Consider the following 23,643-nt stretch of genomic DNA (forward strand, 5'->3'; position numbering starts at 1 on the left):
CCCCCCTCTGAAAAATCGGTGCCTGGCACCATTTAGTTAATGTATTTGATAACGACTTTTATATTTTTGTCATTCCCATACGTTGTTACGTTGTAAACTTTGTTATCGCCCATATTGTTGTTCATGAAATGGTCCAAATCATGAATGATACGATGCGCATACCTAAGCCCTTCACTATCTTCATTGGCGATTGCGACTTCAATACATGCTCGCATATTTTCCATATCCTGTTGAAGCTCAGCATTTTTTGCGTTAGCTTTGATCAACTCTACCTGACTAAGAAGACCATTCAGCTTTTTTTGATTCTCCCAACGGACGTTTCGATAACCTAACCAACCTACTAACCCGTTCATCTCCTTATGTAATTCTGAAATTTTTGTTGAGACATCTACACTCTCATCTTCGTTCGTCTTAGGTATTATTTGCTGTGGAGCAACTTCCATTACAGGTTCACTCTCGACAACTAGTTCTATTTCTTCATCAATTGCATCTGATTTTGCTGAAAAATAAAAATGATATACAGATGCCCCCATCACAATTAGGACAATTATAGCCAGACTATATCTAAGATATATTCGATACATGAGATAAATTCCCCCTTTATAAAGGGTGACTTTTTTAGAATAATCTATTATATGTAAGTTATTATAGATTTTACCATACATTATTGCCAATTAGTTGTCAGCGAATTCCTGTTCTCACCAATATTAGGTGCCAGGCACCTAATATTGGTGACACCTGTAAATTAAAAAAGCACAGTGGTATGAAAACCATCTGTGCTCTTGCGTGGAAGATATAGATAGAAACTTTGACTAATTGCCTCTTTTACTAGGGGCGTGAACAGCCTCTAAAAACGTCTTTGAAGTACCACCATGACAATTTGAACAAGCATTAGTGCTTGTTGGTTGGTGTGCATTAATTTTGGTTCCGTCAGCTCTTTTCATTGGTAACGATACAGTAATTCCATATAGCTCTGTTTCATCGTTATGACATGATAAGCAAAGCGTTCTCTGGTTAACACTTGTGGTCACACTGGCATTTGGCCAGTTTTCTAAAGTCGACCGATTTGCAGCGTTTTTGCCAAGAGTGTTCTTAATTAACATCCCATTTGCAGAGCTGTGTGTGTCATGACAATCGGCACATGGCAGATGTCCATCTAATAAACTGCCATCTTGAACACGGTCTTTACTGATAAAATGACCAGAAGTAGAGTTGCTGGTAGAATAAAGGCTTTTAATGTCTTTCACCTTCGGATTATTTGTTTGGATCTCACTATTATGACATCTTAAACATAATGTATAATCCTCTTCTTTCCCAAAATACAATTCCCCTTCGCGCAAATCTTGGTTACTATAATTCCAATTACTATATCTAAATTGACTATAGGTTACTTTACGCTGCTCATCTATCCAGCCATTTTCGTGGCAAGACTCGCATAATTTCACGCTACTATCTATAACCCCTACATCTTTGCCATTTTCTGTACTACTGTGATCAAAGACTAAGTGATCTTTAATTAAATTCGGATTTGTTTCATGCCAACCTAGATGAACATCATGGCAGCTACCACAAGATTGGATTTGAACTGAACCATCAGGTCGTATCATTTCTTTATTGTTATGGTTTGAATGACCATTTACCTCAGGCATCGCACTAGCAACTGTCCCATCATGGCAAGCCATACAGTAACTAGTTACTGGCTGATTCAAATGATTTAACCTCTCTTTTACTTCATCACTAGGTTCCTCCAACTTAGCTTTTGAAGCTGTATGAACACTGTGGCATGTTTTACAAGTGTTTGTATTATTTTGATAGTTCCCATGAGGATTTTCAAAGTTTGCACCTGATTTTGTTGTAAAAGACCAGTTTCTCGCATGAAGCAAATTTCCAGCCTGATCCTTCAATAAATGATCGATTATTACAAAATACTTTTTACTAGCATTTAAATTTTCATCAGGAGTAAACATTATTAGACTAGTATTTTCATTAAATGTAACAGTACCAGCGATCGGCGTTTCTGAGCCCTTTTCAAAAACTTGAATTGCATTGTTTGAAATATTTTCACTCGTAATGGGATTGTTATCTACTATTTGAGCTGTTATAACAGTGTTGATTGGAACTTGCGTCATATTTGAGCTAGGAAACACATCTGGTGAAATATAGGGTCTTTTCTGATCAATCTCAAAAGTTACCGTTGTTTCTCCAATATTTCCAGCTCCATCTACAACTGATAAAAAACCGATATATTCCACATCATTTTCAACTAAACTATTTAGATCAAATGTAAAATATCCATCTTCGTCAGACGATGTTTGGTAGGTATCTTCACCAAGCGATAAGGAAACCAACAATTCACTTTCTGTATTACCTGAAATCGTCGCATCCTTGCCAAGATTTCCATTTGGTGTTATTATTTGTATTTCAGGCGCAGTACGGTCAACTTCAAAGTGAATGACATTAGAGTAATACTCATGTTCACCTACAATACTCTTTGCAGTTATTTCATATTTACCATCCTCGTAACTACTAATATCGACCGAAACTTCTTGAGCAGTATCTAATGCAGAAATATCAATTACTTGGATAACCTCTTCTTGATTTGAAATAGTTATGAAAGTATGTTCTATCTCTTCTATTTCAGTGTCAATGCCTAGAACAAGTTCATTCACATTAAAGGAAGATCGATTTATTGGTTCAAGAATAAAAACGGATATCTCTTTCTTTTCGTCTTGTTGAATGATGATTTCGTCTTCAGTTTGTTGGATGGCCTCACCAAATACAACAGGCATGTAAAATCCCGCGTTAGTAGGTATAATTAACATCAAACAAAATATAAGAATAAAACCTTTACGAGTATCCCCGAATTTAAGCATTTTTTAATCACCCTTTAATGTAATGAATTTGAGTACGATATTCATTACAGCTAGTATTGATTTTTGTAACACCTGTGACATTCTTCACTGCAGCGTTGTATAAAAACCTTTATTATTTTATTAGAAGTGACTAAAGGATGAAGAAAATCATCCTTTAGTCTGAGATATTTTTTTGTATAGCTACCAATTAGTTGCCGCTATTTGGTAGTTTTATTTTTTTGACGGATCAGTAAACATTCCATTCGGATGATCTGGATCACGATTTGTATTTTTCAATGAACCAGCTTTTGAGCTGTTATGACAAGCCCAACATCCAGTCATGTTAGTAAATTTCTTTAACGCCGAAGATGGGTTTTTATCTTTCATGTAGGCAACTGCGATATCGCGAGTCCAACCTTTCCCGCCATTTTCTACCGTTTTTTGAAGGTCTCTGATGTTATCGCCATTTGCATCAACCATGATTTCCACATCGGTACCATGAGCATAGTGACAACGTAAGCAAGTATATCCGGCACTTGTTGTTGTATGACCAAAATATTGCTCATTGTTGTAGTTTCCATGGATACTCTTACGATCATTTCCATTGCCTGTACTAGCAGCGTATAGGTAATCAGTGTGACAAGTTGTGCACCATTGTGATACGGCTGCACCACTTCCACCAGTCCCCCATAATGCAGGTACATCGTGCTTTGTGACAACATTTGAAAGTGCACCTGGTACTGGATCAAGCTTTAATTTCACTGAATATGCACGGCCAATATGGGCACTTTTTGCATCATTTAGTAAATTTACTCCTCTTAAGTCAGGTGTACCATCGGCATTTGTCATTGGATACGCATAAACTAAACCTTTATCATATTTAAATCCTAGAATTCCTGAACCATTTAGGTAATCATTTTGGTCAATAACAGCGTTTGTAAAGTTTGCAGCTGCACTGTAATTTCTAATTGTCCCAAAACCTTGATCCCAGTTAATAATTGTATCAATTTCATCCTTTGTTACTGTAAATAATCGAGAATAGTAGTCACGCCCATTAGCCGTAGTAGTATAACCGTACAACCATGGATTTGTTGTCTTAGTGTACGCAGTATTTGCTGCATTCTTCTCATATACCATTATTACAACTGCATTGTCTGGAATACTGTTATATGCCGCATCAGTTATAGCGTGCTCAGTCTTCGTTCCTCTAACAGCTCTAAAACGATCTGAAGATGCAGAAACACCCGTGTTACGTGCAGCAAAATTAACTACATCGATTTTAGAAGCTAAAATCCCACCTTTATCAGGTGTAGTTAATCCCATGTTATTTGGGTTGTAGTGTAATAAACGATCACTATAAGATCCGTGTGGTGCATGGCAGCTCGCACAAGTAAAAGTTCCATCCCAAGAACCAGTACCATTTGCGTTACCACCTGGTGCAGATTTAACCTTTACTGCTCCATTAGCTAAGTGGACACTCATATTCCCTGAATGTGTACCACCGAAAGTACCTGCCGTTCCTGCTTGCTCACCATTTGCAAATACGTTATAAAATCCTAAAGTACCATCATGACAAGCTGAACATGTTTGGTATGCGCTATCTGCAAAAAGTAAGTTTCTTGCTTTAGCTGTATGTGTTTGGTGACAGCTCGCACACGAGTTTGTGTTGTTTTGGTATGAAGTATGTGTCTTTTGATCACCAAGATGACCTTTATTATCAATCATGTCTTGAGATAAGATTACATCTTCAAACGCATTTGGGTTATTAATTCCAGTACCTGTTCCATTAGCATTCGGATTTAATGTTCCAACATCACCAGCTGGGTCAATCTCTGCATTTAACCCTCCTGTAGGATTAGGTGTACCAATTGGATTTGCTAATACTGTTGTTGCTAAAATACCTAGCATTACAAAAGAAAATAATAGACTAAAACCAAGTTTTTTCATAAGTTTCCCTCCCGTTCTTTTTTCTGTTTTTATAATTGAATGAACTCCCCCTCGTGTGTACACCACCTCCTTAAATAATCATAAATATTACTTAAAAATTGAAACCCGCTGGTTTAATGTATCTGTTACAAAAATCGTGTCTTTCTCATCGATAAATAATCCGTTAGGTAAATATAAGTCTCCAGGCCCCTCACCCATTCCACCAAATTGAGCTAAGTGGTTCCCTTCTTTATCAAAGGCATGAACAATATGAGTTAGGTTACTTACAACATAGATAATCCCTCTAGAGCTGATACCGATTCCTCTTGGGTTCACAAAGAGAGACTCATTTATTTCAAGCGGATAGCCAGTAAACATATTCATAAAATTCCCATCTGCATCAAATGTTTGAACTCTTTGATTTCCTGTGTCAACAACGTATATATTCCCCTCGTTATCTGCTGTAACCGCATTCGGAGCGATAAATTGCCCTGGACCGTCTCCTTGCTCTCCAACCTCAACCAAAAGCTCTCCAGCCATATTCAAGACTAAAACTTTGCTTTCTTGAATGTCACTAACATAAACAAGCTCATTGACAATTCTTAACCCTGCAGGGGAACTAATCTTTTTCTCTATGCTTAATTCGTGGGCAAAGTATTCAATAAATTCACCTTTAGCATCATGCTTTGATATGACACCGTTATACATATCAGCGACATAAACATTACCGTAATTATCTCCTGCTATTCCATAAGGGAAATTAAATTGACCAGGTTCACTTCCTTCTTCACCAAACGCGAAGAGAAACTCGCCTGCTAAATCAAAAATTTGTACTCTTTTGTTATTTGTATCAGTTATATATATAAATTCTTTTGTTTTCATAACATCCATCGGCTTTTCAAGGCTTAAGGCAAAATCTCCATATATATGATTGATGAAATTAGCCTCACCATTACCGCTACCACCATTAAACCCTTGAATTCCTGATGGTAGTGCTTGTGACTGGTTAATGAAAATCATTCCGAAAACTACTACGTTTATTAACACAATTGCAGCCATTCCAATGTAGACTGTTAATCTATTCATTGTCTTTCACCTACCTTTACGTTATTTTTTATCCAGCCGATCTAACGCTTCTAGTGCACTAGCGAATAGTGGGTCATACTGCAATGCATCCTTATAAATTTCAATAGCATTTTCATAGTCACCCTGTGCCTCTGCTACTAAACCAATCTGATAAATAATGTCTGCATTGGCGGGGGCAAGCTTGGTTGCCTCTATTAAAGAGTTAATAGCATCTTCAAACAAGTTTAAGTGACGGTACGCGATCCCCTTTTGGACATATCCTTTAAAATCTTTAGGAGCAATTTCTACCGTTTTGTTAAACATTGATAAGGCTTCATAATACTTTTTTTCTTCGAGATATACTAAACCTAAATTATAATAGGCATCATAATATTGATCATCCTGATCTAGGACATACTTAAATTCCTTAACAGCATGGTTGTTATTTCCCTTTAAATAGTACGTATAACCTAAAACAATACGATCTTCAAGGCTATTTGGATTAATTTTAACTCGCTGCTGATAGTATTCTAGTTGTTCATTAATTCGTTTCATTTCTACGCTATCCAAGAAGTAGAACTGTCCTAATGCATATCCACTGCCAGTACTAAAGATCAATGTAGCTGTTAATAGTAGAATACTTTGGATGACTGTAAATCTCTTTTTAGGTTTTTTGGAAGAGATTTGTTGATTTTCAGAGCTCTCCTCTTGGACCTGCTTTTTCTTCTCATTTTTATATTCACGGTCAAGTTCTAATTCTAATTGTTTCGCTAGCTCTCTTTGGCATTCTTTATCCTTGTTTTGATTTTGTTCCATAAAAAACCCTCCCTTTAGTTTTCTTCCTCAACTCGATTACCGTAGGTATGACATTTACTACAGGACGTTTCTACATGACAACTTAAACATGACTGATCAAACTTTTGTGTGTAAGAGATAGGAACAGGGTGCTTCTGTTTCCATTCATGTTGGTGATTACTTGGATGACACGAAGCGCAAGTAACTTTTGTAACAGGAGATTCAGAGAATCTACTATTATCATGGCATGTTAAACAATTTCCTTTTTCACCTGTGGCGTTCTTTCCATGACTGAAAAAGAAAGTTGCACTTTGGTGACTTTTCGGACGTTCGCTGTGACAATCAATGCAAAACGTATTTGTCTTTGCATATTGTTGCACCGAAAGTTTCTTCTCATCTTTATCTGAATTTATATACTTTTGATAATGGGTTTCTTCTTGAAACTCTTTAATTACCTTATTAGACATGTACGAGTGACAGCTTTCACAATACATCAACTCTTCGGAAGCAATTAAACCATGACCACCTTTAATGAACTCTTGAGTTCGATGATCTTCTGGAAGCATCTCCGTCGAGTGACATGTTGCACACGTTAATGGTGCATTTCTTAATTCATGACAATCCATACATTTTTCCATTTTCGGGCGAGTATATTTCTTATCCGACATAAACCGTTCAGCAACCTGCGCATTCCATCGCTCATAGTCACTCTTATAAGTAACCCGACGTTCGGATACTTTTCCGTGTGCGACCCCATCATGACAAGTAACGCACTTAATCTCTTTTTCCTCGTGAATATTATGGTCAATGATTATATCTCCCGATGTCGTAACAGGCCTATTACTTAAATTATGGCACTTTAAGCATGATTCATTTGGAATTAAGCTGGGCATCCTAATTGGAGCTACATAGGAGTCTGTAACTGTATGATAAAGCTCCCGAAGTCCGCCAATTTTTGCTTCTACTAAGTTATCAATACCAGGAGCAATGTGACAATCCTTGCATTCTACCGAACTGTGTGAAGATACTTCCCAAGTTAGTGCTTGGGGAGCCATCATATGACAACTAGAACAAAAGGTTGAGGTAGAGGTAGCATGAACACCAAAATTTAGAGATAATGCTAACAAAATAACTCCTACAACTAGAATTGTAGCTACCTTAAACTTTTTCAGCACCTTTGAGTACCTATGTTCAGGTTCTAATTCTAATTTTTGTTGATCATCTTGTGTTTCATTATTTTCCATATTGACCACCTCACTTCAAAGCCTTTATTTTTTTACTTTTTAAACCCTGTACGATGACAGTATTCACAATAAACATCCGTCGGTGCTGTTAAAACCTCTTCTTTTTTCGTATCGTGACAGACAAAACATTCACGTTTTTGTTCTTCAGTTTGAGCGAACTTTTCATGACCTGTTAACCATTCATCACTTGTTTGGTGCCCCTTTGGCCGTTCACTATGGCAAGTAAAACAAAACACTGATTTTCTAGACTCACTTTTGACTACAAAAATATCTGGAACATAAAAATCTAAGTTTGGTTTGCTAGTATTAAAGATGTCTTCCATTGACTGTGTTTGCACCCTTCTTAGCCATTTATCCTCGTCATGGCAAGACAAACATTTATCTAACTCTTCTAATGCAACTTTTCCATGGTTATTATTCCATTGCTTATGTTCATGGTCCTTTGGCGTATCAATATCAGTATGGCATGTGATACACTCCATTGAGATTTCAACTTCATCCTTCATTTGCTTTACTACTTCTTGAAGCACAACATTAGAAGGTACCGCTTGATAGGACTCATCTAATTTATTTGGCGGAATTGTTAAGGCATAATTATTTTCTTTCCAAGGTTCTAGACCATCATTGTATTTCTCATGGCATTCAATACACGTTCCCATATTTGGATTTATATAGTTTGTAGTAACTAACACTTCGGCATTATCCATTGTCCAATAATCAAATAAATCATTAGTGTTTAATCCACGTTCCACTGCTTTTGCATGAGCAACACCACTATGACATGTTACACAGGAAATCCCTTTGGAAATGTGTTTATCATGGTCAACAACTAAGTCACCACTTGCAGTTATGTCACGATTTACAGAGTGACATCTTAAACAAACAACATCATTGACTGCGTGAGTTACTGCGATTGGATTAGGTTGAGTTCTTGTCACATGACGATAAACTTCTTTCAGTGCCATAACCTTACCCTTTACTGTTTGCGGAAATCCTGGTTCAATATGACATTTTGTGCACTTTACCTCACTATGAGAAGTAGATAAGTGGGTGACATTTTCCGGTGCCATTTCATGACAGCTGTTGCAAAAAGTTTGCGTAGAAGTTACCGCAAGAGCGCCGTAAGTAGAGAAAGCGATCCCAAAGAATGTAACAATTAAGAAAAATAGAAACTTCCATTTATTTAGTGGATCTTTCCAATTAATTGAACGGAACCAATTCCATAATCTCTTAATTACTCCCGTTTTTTTACCTTTGACTTCATCAGTCATTTTTTCATTATTTCCCACAACAATGACGCCCCCAGTCTTTTTTACTATCTATGTGAATATTTTGATGTTAGTGGATACTTACTAACCTTATAATAATGCATCAATGTGAAAAATATTGGTGAACATAATGTGAACTGTGTATTTCCGTGTGAAATCGTGGACGAATTGTGAATGCGATGTTTTCTACCGTTATATTAGTAGAAAGTTAACTAATAAGAGTTTGGTACCTGGCACCTATTTAGTTATTATGATGTTTATTACTAGTTTTAACGATTTTTCTAGATTTCTTGTAGTATTTTTATATAATTCGTCATATAATAAATTTTGGAAAAACTTAATAATTTTGTAAAGAGGAGGAAAGAAATGTTCGATCAACTAAATCAGGAGAAATTGTTATTAATCCTGAAAGAGGTTCAAAAACTCGGGGAGAACAATCAAAATTTGACGTCAAAAGACGTAGTTGCGGAAATTGAACGTCTACTATTAAACAATAGCGTTGAATGTTTTAATACATAAATCAATGTAACTACTAGCGGTGACCATCCACTAGTAGTTTTTATCTTTTTATGGTGTCAGGCACCTATAGAGAGTAGTCATTAGACAAGCAGTACAAGACATACTATAACAGTAAACAAGATTAGGTGTTGATTTTAAAAGATGCTAAATCTCCGCAAAACTAAAAACAAGTTAAGTTTAGCAATAATATGCATGGTTGGTATGGCACTATTGTTTCTTATCTCAAGTAGCTTGTTTTCTTCAACACACAAAAACATTGTTGAGAAATTTTATAAATACGAGCAACGCAAGGAGTTCACGAGCTCTTACGCTCTCTTTCATCCTCTCATGCAGGAAAAATTCTCAAGGGAATGGTATTTCACACAAAGAAACCATATCTTTTTTGACCATTTTGAAGTCGAAACCTTTCAATTTAAAATTGGGAAAAGTACCAAGTTAAAAAAGTGGAGGATGTCTGAAGACAGTGAACCTTTTAAAAATGTATACAAATATCCAGTAACGCTAACTTTTAATAGTAAAAAATTCGGAAACTTCACTTTACAACAAGATGTATACATAACAAAAGAAGAAACTGATGGGGATTGGAAAATCTTATGGTCTTACAAATAAAAAAAGATACTATCCAAGAAACGACAATTGAATAGTATCTTTTTAATCTTAATTTAGTTTTTGTTGATAGAATGATGCTTTCTGGAATAAGCGCTCTTTGATTTCTGGATCAAGACAATCTTGATATAGAGTATAGTTATAATTCATTAAGATTTTATGCCATTTTTTCGCAAAAAAGTTTACCATTACAGATCCTCCATTTCACAAAACGTCGAAGGTTTTTGTTCGGTAGCTGGCTGGCTTATCGTTTGACTTAGCCCCTAAAGCTTTGCGCCCTTCAATTTTCACTGAGGTTGCCCTTTTCGTACGTTTGTAATGTTATATCAATTTATTAGCTCCATTATACTCTATACTCTCAATAATTTTTAGCTGTCTAATAGACTATTCTTTAATAAAAATTTTACATTTTTTCCTAATATAACATTACCATTTTACTATTCAACTTCTTTTTCAGGAGGGTTTGTGATGACTATCGTCTAATCCACGTTGTAATTTGTAATCGACTCTCGTAGGTTGACATCTAAGGAACTATAAGTCAACGCAGCCTCAGTCTTTCTCGTATAATACCTTGTTTATTCCCCCTACTATATGACCATACTGTAATTATCATTTTATGGAGGGGTATAGTCGTGAAGTATGGATATATTATGATATTTCTACTACTGTTAGGTGGAGTATTCGCCATTGAGCAAAAGGTGAATAAGTCTGATATAGAGATTGAATATGAAAAACAGCAACTTGAAGAGCCACTAATCCCTGTTCAAGAATTAGAATATGGTGAAGAAGAACGTCATGGGTTGCCACCTGAATTCCAAGGTAATTATTATAATAGTGATATGTCTGACAGGAGCTATATTGAAGAAGGCAGCTCTTTAATTGGTAGTAGTGAAATTAAAGAACAATACACTGCCCGTTTTGACCAGCTAAAAGAAGAGGCATTTCAAGACATGACCAACCTAGTTGAAGTTGCTATGATGGATTATGTTTCGAAGAAAGAAAATGACGATAGCATATCGCTCATATACTTTTACAGGACATATTATCCGAAGTTAAAGAAATTGGAAGATCGTGTCGATGCTGCTTTTCAAGAAGAGTACGCTCAATTAGAAACTGATTTACAAAAGCATGGGTTTTCCCCTAAAAAAGCTGTTCCATTTAAAAAGGAATATGAAGAAACAAAACAGAATCAACTAAAAGAGTTTATGAAACTGATCACTAACTAAAATCCATGTAAAAACAGGTGTGACTATGAAAAAAATTTTATTACTTTATTTATTAATTATGATCGCATTATTTTCATCTTCACCAAATTTAACGGTTGGAGATCCTACATCATGGATTGAACGTCCTATATATGCTAGTAAAGTTGATATGTTATTTCTCTTTAACTCTGACAGTGAGTTTTATGAGCCATATAACTTATTTACTGATCGTACAGTTCCTAATAGAAAAATTGGCCATATTATTGTTTATGCTTGTTTAGCACTGCTATTTTTTGCTAATTTTCAACATTTTCGGTTACCGTTTCGTTTTCTTTTTGCATGGGTATTAACAACACTCGTTGGCTTTTGTGATGAAATTAATCAGTATTTCATAGTCGGCCGCGATGGCCGCATAATGGATGTAGCTTTAAATTCTGTTGCAGCGCTCGTTATACTAATTACATTGGCACTTCTTATTATTAAGAAAAGCCGCCAACTTTCACCTAAATCAGATTTAAAATTGTAATGTACCTTAGCATCCGACAGTGACAGACAAGTTCATCTAACCAAAAACATTCTCCGTGGACTTAATAAACTATATTTCTACAGTCCCTTACCATTTTCCGGGAAATATCGATAAAACTCTCATTTTTCTCGAATTTATTTATTTGTTTTTGTCAAAGTATTTCCACCTCCCTTTGCTCAACATTTCACAATTTGGTAAAAAACTACTTGCGATAATTAAGTTTGATTATAGTAAGATACAAGTATGTGAATATAATCACAATATTTCTTAAAGGTGGTTTTGGCGATGACTTATGTTTATCTCTTAATTGTTATTATTCTACCCTACAGTTTAGTGTACATATTTTCTACCAACTGGGAAGTGTTGGCTACAGCTACTAAAAAAAATACATCAAAATTGAATGAAACCTATCAATTTTTAAAGGGGAAAAATATCCGTTGTAAATTAAGCGAGCAGGACATTTTCATCAATGATACCCTCGTAAATTTAGTTGTTAACAAAAAAGATATCCAAAAGGCGAAAACACTCATGGAACAACAGGCATAGTTTATAGAACTCTCTCAATATGGTGCCAGGCACCCTTTTTTTCGCAAAAATTTTTGTTGTTTTTTGGTAAATTCCACTATTAAATTTCCAATTATTTGATTATAATAATCTAGTATTAATAATTTGAATCCAGGAGGAACTATATTGAAACGAATTTTATCATCTTTTTTAGTAGTAATTTTACTCTTCTCCGCCTTACCAATTACCGTATCGGCAGCAATCCAAGAACGTGATTTAGAAGAGTATCTAACTGAGTTAAATTGGTCAAAAGAAGAACTAGTAGAGGAACTCGGGTTTTATTTTCTTACATTAGAAGACTTCGAATCGATTGAAGAATTACGCGACTTCTTTGGCCCTGTCTTAACAGATGAAAACTTAGCACAATTATTAGAAGAATTTGAGCTAACGTTAGAAGAATTGATTGAACTTCTTGCTGAACATGGTGAGAGTTTAGACGATTACTATTTTTACAATGATCTTGAGTTTGCAGTATTTTTCTATCTAAACGGGGATGACGAATTTTTCAAAGATATTGCTTTTGGTATTTTTGAAGAGATCGGATTAACTGATGAAGAGTTTGAAGCTCTAATCGCCCATCTTAAAAAGCTAGATATCGAAAACGAAGAGTTCGAAGCTAAGTTACTAGTTTTACTTGAAAGACTAGAAGCTTTTGAGGAATTCGAAGACTTAGACAGCCCTCTAGAGTTAGAAGCTGAACAATTGGCTGAGCTTGCAGCTATTTTCAAAGAATTACTTCAATTGTTTGAATTAGAAGCTAAGTTCTTTTTCGTCAAAGGTGACGAAAAAATTTCAGTTTCATTGCTTGATTTAATGAAAATGACATCGACAAATGGTTATGATTTATTAATTGAATTTTATAATCTTGAAGGTGAATTCCTTGCTGACATCCTTTTAACAGCTGAATTATTCGGTATCGATTTAATTACTGATACGGGAAGCGACCTAAAGGAAGTTGTTAAAAAACAGAAAGAAAAGAAATCTGTGAAAACAGAAAAAGGAGCTAAACTACCAAAAACAGCTTCTAACTATCTACAAAATTCGCTTTTAGGTCTATTTACTGCTTTTGCTGGATTTATCTTTTTCCGCAAAATTCGGATCAGAGGAACCGTATAAATGGATAAGCGCCAAAAAAGAAGGATCAAGAAATTGATTCTTCTTTCCATCTCAGTTTGCCTCATCGTCACTGGGCTCTGGTTTACTGGGACGAACGGCTTTAAATTCATTAAAGGATATTTCCTGTTTAAATCTGGGAATATTGATCTCTATGAAGGGCTAGAGGAAACTTTGGAGGTTGTAAAGGCTAATAATGAAGCCTCATTGTATCCAGAACGCCCAAATAAAGGTGACTTAATCGGTAATTTGTACATTCCAAAATTGGAAGCAAACTTACCAATATATCATGGTACAGATGAAGATGAGCTAGAAAAGGGTGTTGGACACTTTATGGGGAGCGTCTTACCAGGTGAGCTTGACAATTCGGTTTTATCAGGGCACCGTGACACTGTGTTTAGGCGTCTAGGCGAAGTCGGAGAAAAGGATTTGTTAATTGTCACAACATCCGCAGGAGAATTTACTTATCGAGTGAAAAAAGTAAGAATCGTAGATGCTGATGATCGTACAGTTATCGTCCCTAGGCCTCGTGCTACCTTAACAGTGTCGACCTGTTATCCATTTGATTTCATCGGTTCTGCACCTGAACGCTATATACTCGAAGCTCAGTTAGTGCAGCAACAAATAGATGGGAAATGATAAAAAAAATTATACCAACAATCAAAAGAGGCTATCCCAATAGCAAAGTGTCAGTCACCACCACTGCTTTAAATAGATCGTGTAGAACATACTTATCTACTTGTAGTAGTTTGCGGAGAGTTGACACTTCTGGGGTAGCCTCTTATTTTTCTAGTTCTATCAAAAAGAAAGAATAGTCAATCTTTACAAGCTAAATCTTTATGACGTTAGTTACCAGCCACTTTTCTTCTCTTCACGAAATACATCGCAATTCCTGCAAAGAGGAGGATTAGTCCTAATATCAAGTAATTGTAATTGTCGGTCGCTGTATTAGGAAGCTTTTTACCATCTTTACCCGACTTCTTGTCATCTTTACTTGGTTTTATCATCTTTGCTTGGCTTTTTCCCGTCTACTGTTTTTTTGCCATCAACTGGATCTTCTCCATCTACCGGATCTTCACCGTCCACTGGTATGTATCTAACAACCCCACTATATTTGCGACTTGCTATGATGTATTAGTACTTGGTTAGAGCACTATTCCCCCTCGGTAGGGAGCAAACCCTTATCAGTAAGGTACAAATTAGTGTTACGTTTATCAATCGGGGCGCATCTTTCTCTTTGGTAGGGTGGAATAGTTACAAGTTAGGATGCTTCAGAACGGTGCCTGGCACCACATAAAAAGCACGAAGTCACCTAAGTGACTTCGTGCTTTTTGGTTGCTTTAATTATCTGTTTTCTCGCATTTTGAAAATTTTCCCTTTCAGGTAAGGCATTACCCAACGGTCACCACCAAATCGACCTGCATTGTAGCCTGCTGCCAAGATGAAGATTGTAATTAAAACCATCCAAGGATTTGTAGAAATTGTGCCTGCAAACATGAAAGCAAAGTTCATGACAATTCCGAAGAATGCCGCCCAAGTTGTTAAAACTCCAAGAATTAAACCAAGACCTACAAGGACTTCTCCCCATGCAACCATAAAGCTAAACATATCAGCATATGGTAGCGCAAAGTTTTCTAAAAATGCTACATACGTAGGATAAACGACTTGCTCTTGACTCATTACTGGGTTGTTCACCGCTCCATTTAAATAGCCTGCTGCGTTGAATGGGTCACCTGTTACTTTGCCCCAGCCAGCAGATAGCCAACTCCAACCTAGATATATACGTAAAAATGTTAAAATTCCGGCTGCGATCTTATTAGTTCTTAAAAATTCGATAAACATAAACGATCATCTCCTTAATATATTAGTTGCTAGTTTATTGATCTTTTTAAAGTAGTTAGTTATGAATGATTGCTAAATGTTTGTTAGTTATCACTAACTATCTTCACTAACAGTATATAATGTTTTTCGCCCTAGCGACTCTCTCATTTGTGAACATCCTATTGTGAAACGGTGACTAAGATGTGAATTCAAAACACTGAAATCCACGTAACTGTCCTATTAAGACCGCAGGACAGGTTACAAAAAAACGCTAAGAAATCAAACACCAAACGGTTCTTTTTTTCTTTCTGCGAATACCCCTACCTGATTGAAGAACGGTGGCGGCATGGTTTTGCCGCCATATTTATTTTCTATGGAGATAGTATTCGTCGGTTTAGCCAAATTCATTCATTTTTGCAATCCTTTGGCGAAGATGTTGACACTAGTGTGGATGAACTCCTCTTCTTCTACCGCTGATACTTCTTTCCCTGATACAAACTGAGCCATAAAAAAGCCGAGGTTCATCCATAAAAACGACATGACATTCGCTTCAATGTTAGCCGCTTCTATTTTCCCCTTTTGTTCCATTTCTTTTAAATATTGCAGTAAATAGGTCTTTAACAGCTTCGGGTTCTCTGCTGTTTTCTTGCCAATCTCAGGATGTGTATTGCGCTCTTGAAACGCTAGCATGACTACTTTTTCATTTTGCTTCATGTATTTATGGTAGGTTTTACCAATTAAAGTTAAGTCCTGTTGGAGGTCATAGGTGATTTGTTCATCAAATATTTTCTTCATTGGAATATTATAAGAATACTTTTCTACCCCTGCATCTAAAATCGCTTTTTTAGAGCCAAATCTGCGGAACAATGTCATTTCACTGAAACCCGCGGTATGGGCAATTTCCTTCATCGTTACTGCTTTATATCCTTTTTGTTCCATTAAATTTATTGCTGCAGATAATATTTTATCTTCCGTTGACATTTCGAGTTGGCAATTATCGACCATCATTCACTCCTCCTAACTGTAAACCAGTTAAAGCATATCTCTTTTTAGGAGAAATCTCTGTGTGATTTTATACATAAAAAGCACGAATTCGTCAAACGACTCGTGCTTCTCGACCAAAGTTTCTTTATTGTCGTTTACGACTTTTAAAAATTAATCCTTTTAGATATGGCAATACCCAACGATCGCCACCAAATCGACCTGCGTTGTAACCAGCTGCCAAGATGAAGAACGTAATTAAAATCATCCAAGGATTTGTTGAAATTGTGCCTGCAAACATGAAAGCAAAGTTCATGACAATCCCAAAGAATGCTGCCCAAGTTGTTAAAACTCCAACAATTAAACCAAGACCTACAAGAACTTCTCCCCACGCAACCATAAAGCTAAACAAATCTGCATAAGGTAGAGCAAAATTCTCTAAAAATGCTACATACGTAGGATAAACAACTTGATCTTGACTCATTACTGGATTGTTCACCGCTCCATTTAAATAACCTGCTGCGTTGAATGGGTCACCTGTTACTTTCCCCCAGCCAGCTTTTAGCCAACTCCACCCTAGATATAAACGTAAAAATGTTAAAATTCCGGCTGCAATTCTATTTTCTCTTAAAAAATTCATGACCATTATGGATCATCTCCTCATCGTTTGTTTGATAGTTTGTTTGGTAGTGAGTGATCGGTAATGAAAAAGGTGAAGTTATTGTTTAATAGTTTGTCGGTTAGTGATCACTAACTATCCTTACTCATAGTATATAACGAGTCACTTCTTAGCGACCGGCCTAGTTGTGAACATCTTATTGTGAAACAGTGAACAATATGTGAATGGTGTTTACTATGCTAAAGCTAATTCCCTCGCTCCATTGCGGCAAAGCGCCATGAGACAGTAACAAACGGTGTACTTTAGTCTACTAGTAAATAAAAAAAGTGTACTTAAATTGATTGGCGTCAGTCCAATGAATTTAAGTACACGTAAAGTTTAAGACACTATGATTTTATTTATAGGTGTCTGGCACCACTGAATAAATTAGTCTATTTTCTCGATGATCTCTCTTGGTCCATCCTCGTTCACTTTAAGTCTCCTTCTTCTCAAGTAAACTGTTCCCGCCGCTACACTTGATAGTAAAAATACAATCGAACCACCAAAAAGTGATTTGTTTTCGTAATACTTAATCAACATACCTTTATTGGCAATTTCAAAATTTAGCACATACGTTGTTTCATTGCCAGCCTCATCAAATGCTTCGATAACAATTTCATAATTATTAATCTCCGACAATGTTGTTGTAATTGTCTGGGAACCATTAACTTCTACTATTTCGCCTGTAATTAAGTCCCCGTTAATCGTCTTAATGATAACTGAGCTAATCGTATCAAGCGGATTATCTAATCGAATCGTTATATCCAACGGCTCATAGTAGGTCTGACCATTTACTACCCCTTCGTAAACAACTCGAGGTGGTGTTAAATCGATCATGAATTCAACACTAAGTTGCTTAATGTTCCCAGCTCTATCTTTCACTTCAAAGAAAAGCACATGCTTACCTTCTTGTTCAATTGGATCTCCAAGATTATATGGGCTGCCATTTAAAGTAAGGGCGATAATCTCATATGGGCTTAAACTCTCGATCAAGAAATTCGGTATTAAACTAGAATTAAAATACATTTGATTGATTGGCTCAACGAACTTGATCGTCGGTGCCGTTTTATCAATGGTAAAGTGGATCGTCCGTTTCGTTACATTATCCGCCAAATCTGTAATGATCGCTTCTAAAATATAGTCTTTTTCTTGATCTAGCTTTGTGCCACTTTCAAAAGTCTGGCCATTTAAGGTAACCTTTGTACGTGATGGATCAAGGTTCAAGTCTGAATAAGTGATCGTTGGCGTCTTATCTTCGTTAAAGTACCCTTCGATGATCCCAGAAATATCTAACACCGGCATCGTTGTATCAAGTGTAAAACTAATTTGTAGCTTCGTTTCGTTTCCTGCTTTATCTACAGCAACAACACTATAATTGTAAACCATATCTGTAGATGCCATAGGAACGCTATTGCCCATATTACTACCACCATTTAATATGACAGAAACGATCGTATCTTCCGTTTCGTCAAGGACGAACTGTGGTGTAAAAATTCTATTGATGTATTCTCCATCAACAATCACTCGGTCTTCACCTCTAAATTTCGGTGTGATGACTGGTGCTGTTTTATCAATGGTAAACATCATTCGTTGTTCAGTTCGGTTCTCTGCCTTATCAATTGCTTCTACAAAAATTTCGTAACGACCTTCCTGAGAGAAATTGTGGCTTAATGATGCAACATTGTTATTGACCGTAAAGTTACCAACAGGATAATTTACCCCGTCCTTCGTTACGATCATTTTGTTTACATCTAAGTTCACATCTTTAATTTGTACTCTCACAGGCTTATCAACATTGTAATACTCGTTATTCTCTACCCCAGTAATCTCAATAACTGGATTCGTTTTATCAATTGTGAATGTTTTCGTTTCTGTAACTGGTCCATTCCCTGCTTTGTCGGTTGCTATAAACGTAATTGTATATAGCCCCTCTTGGGTAAAATGATGACTAAGATTAGACACCTTCGCAGTATTGCTCCATGTCCCCATGTTATAAGCTGCACCATCTCTTGTTGTTGTTAATTGTACCGTATTCGTTAGATGATGCAATTCATCAATCGATAAGGTTACGCGCTTATCCGTTGGGTTAAACGAGTTATGCTCGACACCATCAATTTTTAAAATTGGCTTCGTTTTGTCAATGACAAACGTGATTTCATCATGAACTTGGCGATTGCCTGCTTTATCGGTTGAGCGTAAATTGATGGTGTAAATCCCTTCCTCTGTAAACCTGTAATTTAATGAAGCTCTAGTATTATTGTTTGAAAGGCTAAATGGACCAACTTGGTAAGCTCTAGCAGGTGCTGTTGGCGTTTCTTTTCTTGTAACGGTAATTTCTGTTTTGCTTACATCAATGTTCGTATCATTAACTATTACTTTTAGGTCTCTGTTTTTGTTGTAGTGCTCACTGTTTTCAACACCAGAAATTGCTAAAGTCGGGGTCGTTTTATCGATCGTAAACTCGATCGTTCTTAGCGATTGATTTCTAGCCTTATCTGTCGCCTCAACGGTAATGACATAATCACCTTCCCGAGTAAAGGTATAATTGAGCTTCGCATTACGACCAGAGACGACAAAGTCACCACTCTTCACATCTGCATACGCATTCCCATTTCGTGTTACTTTAATTGTATTTTTTTCTAAGTTTGTATCTGTAATTGTAACCTCAACAGGAAGGTCCGCTTTGTAATATTTACTGTTACTAACGTCCTTATTTTTCAGGTCAAACTCAATTTTTGGTAGAGTTTTATCGATTGTGAATTCGATGCTTTGCTCTTTGCTATTGCCCGCTTTATCAATTGCAGTTACTAAAACGAGGTAATCGCCCTCTTCTGTAAAACCGTAACTGAGTGTTGCAACTGACTTATCATCACCTTGAATAAATTTCAATCCACTATTTTCATATGTGACGCCATTTCTTTTAACCTCAATTTTGTTGACATCTAAATTAAGATCGCGATTCGTCACAGCTACTTTAACAGGAGTAATGTCTTTGTTATAGTAAGGGCCTTTGTCTAGGTCACTTACTTGAATGTCGATCGTTGGAGCCTGCTTATCTAAAGTGAAATTAACGACTTTCGAAATTGGGCCTCGCTCTGCTTTATCAGTAGCCGTTACCGTAACTTCGTAATCTCCCTCTTTCGTAAAGGAGTAATTTAATACGGCTTTATTGCCTTGAAGGATAAAATCAGCATCTGCTAATTGATAGCTATTTCCATCTCTTGTTACAGAGATCGTTTGAATATTTAAGTTTTCATCTGTAACCGTAACTTCTACCGGGATGTTCGCTTTATAATGTTTACCATTTTTCACATTTGGATTTTGAACATCAATCTTAATATCTGGATTCGTTTTATCAATCGTAAAATGGACAGATTGCTTTTGTTCATTTCCAGCTTTATCAACACCAGTAACCGTTACCTCGTAGTTCCCCTCTAAGTTAAAAGTGTAATGAAGGGTCGCAATCGTACCATCCTCAATAAATTTCAAATCACTATTTCCATATACTGCGCCATTTCGCTTAACGACAACCGTATTAAGATCAAGATTAAGATCCTTTATCGAAGCCGAGATTGGGACATCCTGTTGGTAGAAGTGACCACCTTTTACATCAGGATTTTCGATGTTAAGCTCTACTTCAGGCTTTTCTTTATCAATCGTAAAATCAAGCGCTTGTTCAATCGCATCATTTCCTGCTTTATCAGTTGCCGTGACTTTTACTTTATAATCACCTTCTTCACTAAAGGTGTACGTTAATACGGCCTCATGGCCATCAATCACAAAATTAGTACCGGAAAGCGGAAATTGAACGCCATTTTTCGTTACTGTAATTGTATTTACATCTAAATTGACATCAGTAACCGTAACCTTTACAGGGACATCAGCTTGATAGTACGTTTCATTTCTAGCAATTTTATTTTTATTCTCAATCTTAATCAGTGGTTTTGTCTGATCAATTGTAAAATGTACTAGCTCACTAGTTTTACTGCGCCCAGCTTTATCAATGCCTGTAACGGTTATTTCATAGTTGCCCTCATCTTTGAAGCTGTAATTCATCACAGCTTTACCCGCTTCAATAGAAAAATCAGTGTCCTTCAACGGATAATTCTGTCCGTTTCTTTTAACTGAGACCAGATTTTTATCTAAGTTTTCATCTGTAACGATTATTTCTACAGGAACCTCTGCTTTGTAGAAAAAGCCGTTTTTGACCTGGTTATTTTTCAGTTCGATTTCTACTAATGGATCTTGTTTATCAATTGTAAAATTGACTGTTTTTGTTTTCGAGTTGTTCGCTTTATCTGTAGCGGTAACTGTGACTTCATAGTTACCAGGGTCACTAAATGTATAGTTCAGCGTTGTCCAAGCGCCATTTTTAACGAAATCATCATCACTGACATTTTCGTAGACTTCACCATTTTTTGTTACGCTTATCGTTTGGCTTGATAAATGATTATCCTTAATCGAAACGGCGATAGGAACATCGGCTTGATAGTAGTGCCCATTCTCGACATTCGGGTTCTCGATATCAATGTCTAACTTCTCAAATCCACTATCAATGACGAAATCAATGATATGATCAACGGCACGATTTCCGGCTTTATCAATCGCAGATACAACTATTTCATAGCTCCCGTCATCTTTAAACGTATAATTTAAGGTCGCCACTTTGCCATTAATATGAAAGTCTGTGTTAGCTAGCGAATACTCACTGCCATTTTTCTTCACTGAAATCGTATTTAAATCGAAATTCTCATCTGTAATCGTGACCTCAACAGGTACCGCTTTCTTGTGAAATTTCTGATTACCTACGCCTTTATTATTAATCTCAACGTCGATGACTGGCTTCGTCTTATCAATTGTAAAATGAACCTTTTTCGTTGAAACGATGTTTGCACTGTCTTTGGCAGTAACGGTTATTTCATAACGCCCTTCATTATTGAACGTATAGTTAAGAGTAGCGAGATTTCCAATAATCGTAAACAGATCATTCGGAAGTTTGTACTCCTTGCCATCTTTTGTTACTTTAATTGAATTTTCATTTAGCATTCGATCTATAACGTTAACCTTTAGCGGAACTGCTGTATTGTAGAAAGATTGATTGACAGCTTCGTCATCTGGTAACTCAACATCAATTTCTGGGCCATTTTTATTAATCGTGAAGCTAACCTCTTTAGAAGCTGAGTTTTGCGCTTTATCCTTTGCAGTAACTGTTACCGTGTATTGACCTGTCTCACTGAAGGTATAATTTAATCTAGCTTCATCTCCATTGACTTCAAAATTTGGAACGCGGTAGGCACCCCCATCCTTTGTAACTACAATCGTATTTTCTGCTAAGTGTTGATCTGTAATCGTAACTTCTAATGGTACATCACTTTTATAGTAATTATCATCAACTACCTTATCATTCTTTAAATCTAGTTGAATAACAGGCTCGTCGCCATCGATCGTGAAGCTGACCGGCTCTAATGTATATTGCTTCCGACCATTTTTGTGCTTATCTGAAACGACAACAATTAACTCGTATTTACCATCTTGATCGAAATCATGGGTTTCAGTTGCTCTCGTTTTCGTCTGACTCACAACTAAATTTTTTTCAATTGGATCGCCATTAGGAGGCTTTATTGTTACTGCAGATGCCTCAATATAAATATCACTATCAACTGAAATGGCTACATTTTTGTTTGGCTTGAAATAGCCGTTATTCTCAAAGCCCTCCACACTTAAGGTCGGAACTTTTTTACTAATCGTAAATTCGATTGAAGCACTGGTGACGTTGCCAGCAGCATCTTTCGCTTCAACTACAAGCTTATATTCGCCATTGATCGTAAACTGGTGAGCTAGCGAGTACGTCGTTCCATCTTTAACCCACTCAGTTGGAAAATCACCCTCGTAACTATTTCCGTTTCTTGTGACAGTTACTTTGTTCGAAGTCGAGTAATCTTCAATTACATCAATTTTAATCGTTGGATATTCCTCCTTGTCAGAAATAAAGGCACCATCAGCCACACCTTTAATCATTACATTAGGAAGACGCTGATCTTTAATAATATTGAATTGCGTTGAGTACTTCGTATCAATGTCCCATTCGTTACCTTCATTGATATTGACAAAAACTTTTAACTCTCCGACTTCACTGCCACCAGTATCAATGCTAACTCGAAAGACTCCATTCACTTCTTCTTTGTATGTAATCTTCCCATTAGGAATAGACTTCCCATCGTACTCAGCTGAAACTTGAAATGGCCTTTTTTGCAACCCTTCTTGAAAGTCATCCTCTAAGTTGATGTAAAAAGAGATTGTGCTTTGATTATCAAACCATTGCACATCATTAGATTTTTCACCTAGGTTTAATACCTGATAGTTTTTAAATTGAATAAAGCGATCATGCTCAGCAACTGAAAACACTTGCCCACTAAAAATAATTGCAGTAAAAAGTAGTACAGCCACAAAGACCCAGGTGAAATTCTTTTTGTTGTTACGAATTTTTTCAACCACTATTC

At 36.4% G+C, this 23,643-nt stretch carries 19 protein-coding genes and 1 riboswitch; of the genes, 6 read left to right on the forward strand and 13 right to left on the reverse strand.

What is annotated here, in order from left to right:
• Nucleotides 1-32 precede the first annotated feature (32 nt).
• From ACK4M9_RS14090 to ACK4M9_RS14120, 7 genes are all read right to left on the reverse strand, one after another.
• Entirely contained in the window at nt 33-584 is a 552-nt protein-coding gene (locus ACK4M9_RS14090) for a hypothetical protein (protein WP_409851738.1), read from the reverse strand.
• A gap of 228 nt (nt 585-812) precedes the next feature.
• Nucleotides 813-2,873, reverse strand: coding sequence for a multiheme c-type cytochrome (locus tag ACK4M9_RS14095; RefSeq protein ID WP_409851741.1), 2,061 nt, complete (start codon nt 2,871-2,873; stop codon nt 813-815).
• A 210-nt stretch (nt 2,874-3,083) separates the two neighbouring features.
• Nucleotides 3,084-4,799, reverse strand: coding sequence for a cytochrome c3 family protein (locus ACK4M9_RS14100; protein WP_409851743.1), 1,716 nt, complete (start codon nt 4,797-4,799; stop codon nt 3,084-3,086).
• An 87-nt stretch (nt 4,800-4,886) separates the two neighbouring features.
• On the reverse strand, nt 4,887-5,864 hold the full coding sequence (locus ACK4M9_RS14105) for a 6-bladed beta-propeller (protein WP_409851745.1): 978 nt from the start codon (nt 5,862-5,864) through the stop codon (nt 4,887-4,889).
• Between the two features lie 21 nt (nt 5,865-5,885).
• Complete coding sequence (locus ACK4M9_RS14110; RefSeq protein ID WP_409851748.1) at nt 5,886-6,659, reverse strand: tetratricopeptide repeat protein; 774 nt, start codon at nt 6,657-6,659, stop codon at nt 5,886-5,888.
• 14 nt (nt 6,660-6,673) lie between these two features.
• Nucleotides 6,674-7,882 carry a NapC/NirT family cytochrome c gene (locus ACK4M9_RS14115; RefSeq protein WP_409851751.1) on the reverse strand — a complete coding sequence of 403 codons (1,209 nt, stop codon included), beginning with the start codon at nt 7,880-7,882 and terminating at the stop codon, nt 6,674-6,676.
• Between the two features lie 32 nt (nt 7,883-7,914).
• Nucleotides 7,915-9,171 carry a cytochrome c3 family protein gene (locus tag ACK4M9_RS14120; protein WP_409851754.1) on the reverse strand — a complete coding sequence of 419 codons (1,257 nt, stop codon included), beginning with the start codon at nt 9,169-9,171 and terminating at the stop codon, nt 7,915-7,917.
• A 345-nt stretch (nt 9,172-9,516) separates the two neighbouring features.
• Here ACK4M9_RS14120 and ACK4M9_RS14125 point away from each other — a divergent pair, with 345 nt between their 5' ends.
• A complete protein-coding gene (locus ACK4M9_RS14125; protein WP_409851756.1) occupies nt 9,517-9,669 on the forward strand; it encodes a YwzD family small protein in 153 nt (50 codons plus the stop codon).
• Between the two features lie 657 nt (nt 9,670-10,326).
• On the opposite strand, the gene ACK4M9_RS14130 is transcribed toward ACK4M9_RS14125, so the two are convergent.
• The gene (locus tag ACK4M9_RS14130) at nt 10,327-10,464 is read right to left on the reverse strand and encodes a hypothetical protein (protein WP_409851760.1); all 138 of its coding nucleotides are present in this window, start codon (nt 10,462-10,464) and stop codon (nt 10,327-10,329) included.
• A 38-nt stretch (nt 10,465-10,502) separates the two neighbouring features.
• Nucleotides 10,503-10,586, reverse strand: a riboswitch (cyclic di-GMP riboswitch).
• 321 nt (nt 10,587-10,907) lie between these two features.
• Here ACK4M9_RS14130 and ACK4M9_RS14135 point away from each other — a divergent pair.
• The 5 genes from ACK4M9_RS14135 (at nt 10,908) to ACK4M9_RS14155 (ending at nt 14,322) form a co-directional block, all read left to right on the forward strand.
• Nucleotides 10,908-11,501 (forward strand): hypothetical protein, encoded by a 594-nt coding sequence (locus ACK4M9_RS14135; RefSeq protein ID WP_409851762.1) that lies wholly within the window; start codon nt 10,908-10,910, stop codon nt 11,499-11,501.
• Nucleotides 11,502-11,526: 25 nt separating this feature from the next.
• On the forward strand, nt 11,527-12,006 hold the full coding sequence (locus tag ACK4M9_RS14140) for a VanZ family protein (protein ID WP_409851765.1): 480 nt from the start codon (nt 11,527-11,529) through the stop codon (nt 12,004-12,006).
• Nucleotides 12,007-12,291: 285 nt separating this feature from the next.
• Complete coding sequence (locus ACK4M9_RS14145) at nt 12,292-12,552, forward strand: hypothetical protein (protein ID WP_409851767.1); 261 nt, start codon at nt 12,292-12,294, stop codon at nt 12,550-12,552.
• 144 nt (nt 12,553-12,696) lie between these two features.
• The gene (locus tag ACK4M9_RS14150) at nt 12,697-13,686 is read left to right on the forward strand and encodes a processed acidic surface protein (RefSeq protein WP_409851770.1); all 990 of its coding nucleotides are present in this window, start codon (nt 12,697-12,699) and stop codon (nt 13,684-13,686) included.
• Nucleotides 13,687-14,322 (forward strand): class D sortase, encoded by a 636-nt coding sequence (locus ACK4M9_RS14155; protein ID WP_409851772.1) that lies wholly within the window; start codon nt 13,687-13,689, stop codon nt 14,320-14,322.
• 206 nt (nt 14,323-14,528) lie between these two features.
• On the opposite strand, the gene ACK4M9_RS14160 is transcribed toward ACK4M9_RS14155, so the two are convergent.
• The 5 genes from ACK4M9_RS14160 to ACK4M9_RS14180 all read right to left on the reverse strand — a co-directional run bounded on the left by ACK4M9_RS14160 (nt 14,529) and on the right by ACK4M9_RS14180 (nt 23,638).
• The gene (locus tag ACK4M9_RS14160) at nt 14,529-14,690 is read right to left on the reverse strand and encodes an LPXTG cell wall anchor domain-containing protein (RefSeq protein WP_409851774.1); all 162 of its coding nucleotides are present in this window, start codon (nt 14,688-14,690) and stop codon (nt 14,529-14,531) included.
• 337 nt (nt 14,691-15,027) lie between these two features.
• Entirely contained in the window at nt 15,028-15,525 is a 498-nt protein-coding gene (locus ACK4M9_RS14165; protein ID WP_409851776.1) for a DoxX family protein, read from the reverse strand.
• Between the two features lie 387 nt (nt 15,526-15,912).
• On the reverse strand, nt 15,913-16,512 hold the full coding sequence (locus ACK4M9_RS14170; protein WP_409851778.1) for a TetR/AcrR family transcriptional regulator: 600 nt from the start codon (nt 16,510-16,512) through the stop codon (nt 15,913-15,915).
• Between the two features lie 121 nt (nt 16,513-16,633).
• A complete protein-coding gene (locus tag ACK4M9_RS14175; protein WP_409851781.1) occupies nt 16,634-17,131 on the reverse strand; it encodes a DoxX family protein in 498 nt (165 codons plus the stop codon).
• 399 nt (nt 17,132-17,530) lie between these two features.
• Complete coding sequence (locus tag ACK4M9_RS14180) at nt 17,531-23,638, reverse strand: Ig-like domain-containing protein (RefSeq protein WP_409851784.1); 6,108 nt, start codon at nt 23,636-23,638, stop codon at nt 17,531-17,533.
• Between the last annotated feature and the right edge of the window lie 5 nt (nt 23,639-23,643).

The organism is Anaerobacillus sp. (genome assembly GCF_046314235.1).
Lineage (GTDB): Bacteria > Bacillota > Bacilli > Bacillales > Anaerobacillaceae > Anaerobacillus.

Bases quoted from the DNA above. Each gene is read 5' to 3' on its own strand.
- ACK4M9_RS14160 (WP_409851774.1), bottom strand. From the start codon at position 14,690: ATGATAAAACCAAGTAAAGATGACAAGAAGTCGGGTAAAGATGGTAAA.
- ACK4M9_RS14095 (WP_409851741.1), bottom strand. From the start codon at position 2,873: ATGCTTAAATTCGGGGATACTCGTAAAGGTTTTATTCTTATATTTTGT.
- ACK4M9_RS14090 (WP_409851738.1), bottom strand. From the start codon at position 584: ATGTATCGAATATATCTTAGATATAGTCTGGCTATAATTGTCCTAATT.
- ACK4M9_RS14130 (WP_409851760.1), bottom strand. From the start codon at position 10,464: ATGGTAAACTTTTTTGCGAAAAAATGGCATAAAATCTTAATGAATTAT.
- ACK4M9_RS14145 (WP_409851767.1), top strand. From the start codon at position 12,292: ATGACTTATGTTTATCTCTTAATTGTTATTATTCTACCCTACAGTTTA.
- ACK4M9_RS14105 (WP_409851745.1), bottom strand. From the start codon at position 5,864: ATGAATAGATTAACAGTCTACATTGGAATGGCTGCAATTGTGTTAATA.
- ACK4M9_RS14155 (WP_409851772.1), top strand. From the start codon at position 13,687: ATGGATAAGCGCCAAAAAAGAAGGATCAAGAAATTGATTCTTCTTTCC.
- ACK4M9_RS14140 (WP_409851765.1), top strand. From the start codon at position 11,527: ATGAAAAAAATTTTATTACTTTATTTATTAATTATGATCGCATTATTT.
- ACK4M9_RS14125 (WP_409851756.1), top strand. From the start codon at position 9,517: ATGTTCGATCAACTAAATCAGGAGAAATTGTTATTAATCCTGAAAGAG.
- ACK4M9_RS14115 (WP_409851751.1), bottom strand. From the start codon at position 7,882: ATGGAAAATAATGAAACACAAGATGATCAACAAAAATTAGAATTAGAA.
- ACK4M9_RS14175 (WP_409851781.1), bottom strand. From the start codon at position 17,131: ATGGTCATGAATTTTTTAAGAGAAAATAGAATTGCAGCCGGAATTTTA.
- ACK4M9_RS14165 (WP_409851776.1), bottom strand. From the start codon at position 15,525: ATGTTTATCGAATTTTTAAGAACTAATAAGATCGCAGCCGGAATTTTA.
- ACK4M9_RS14100 (WP_409851743.1), bottom strand. From the start codon at position 4,799: ATGAAAAAACTTGGTTTTAGTCTATTATTTTCTTTTGTAATGCTAGGT.
- ACK4M9_RS14170 (WP_409851778.1), bottom strand. From the start codon at position 16,512: ATGATGGTCGATAATTGCCAACTCGAAATGTCAACGGAAGATAAAATA.
- ACK4M9_RS14110 (WP_409851748.1), bottom strand. From the start codon at position 6,659: ATGGAACAAAATCAAAACAAGGATAAAGAATGCCAAAGAGAGCTAGCG.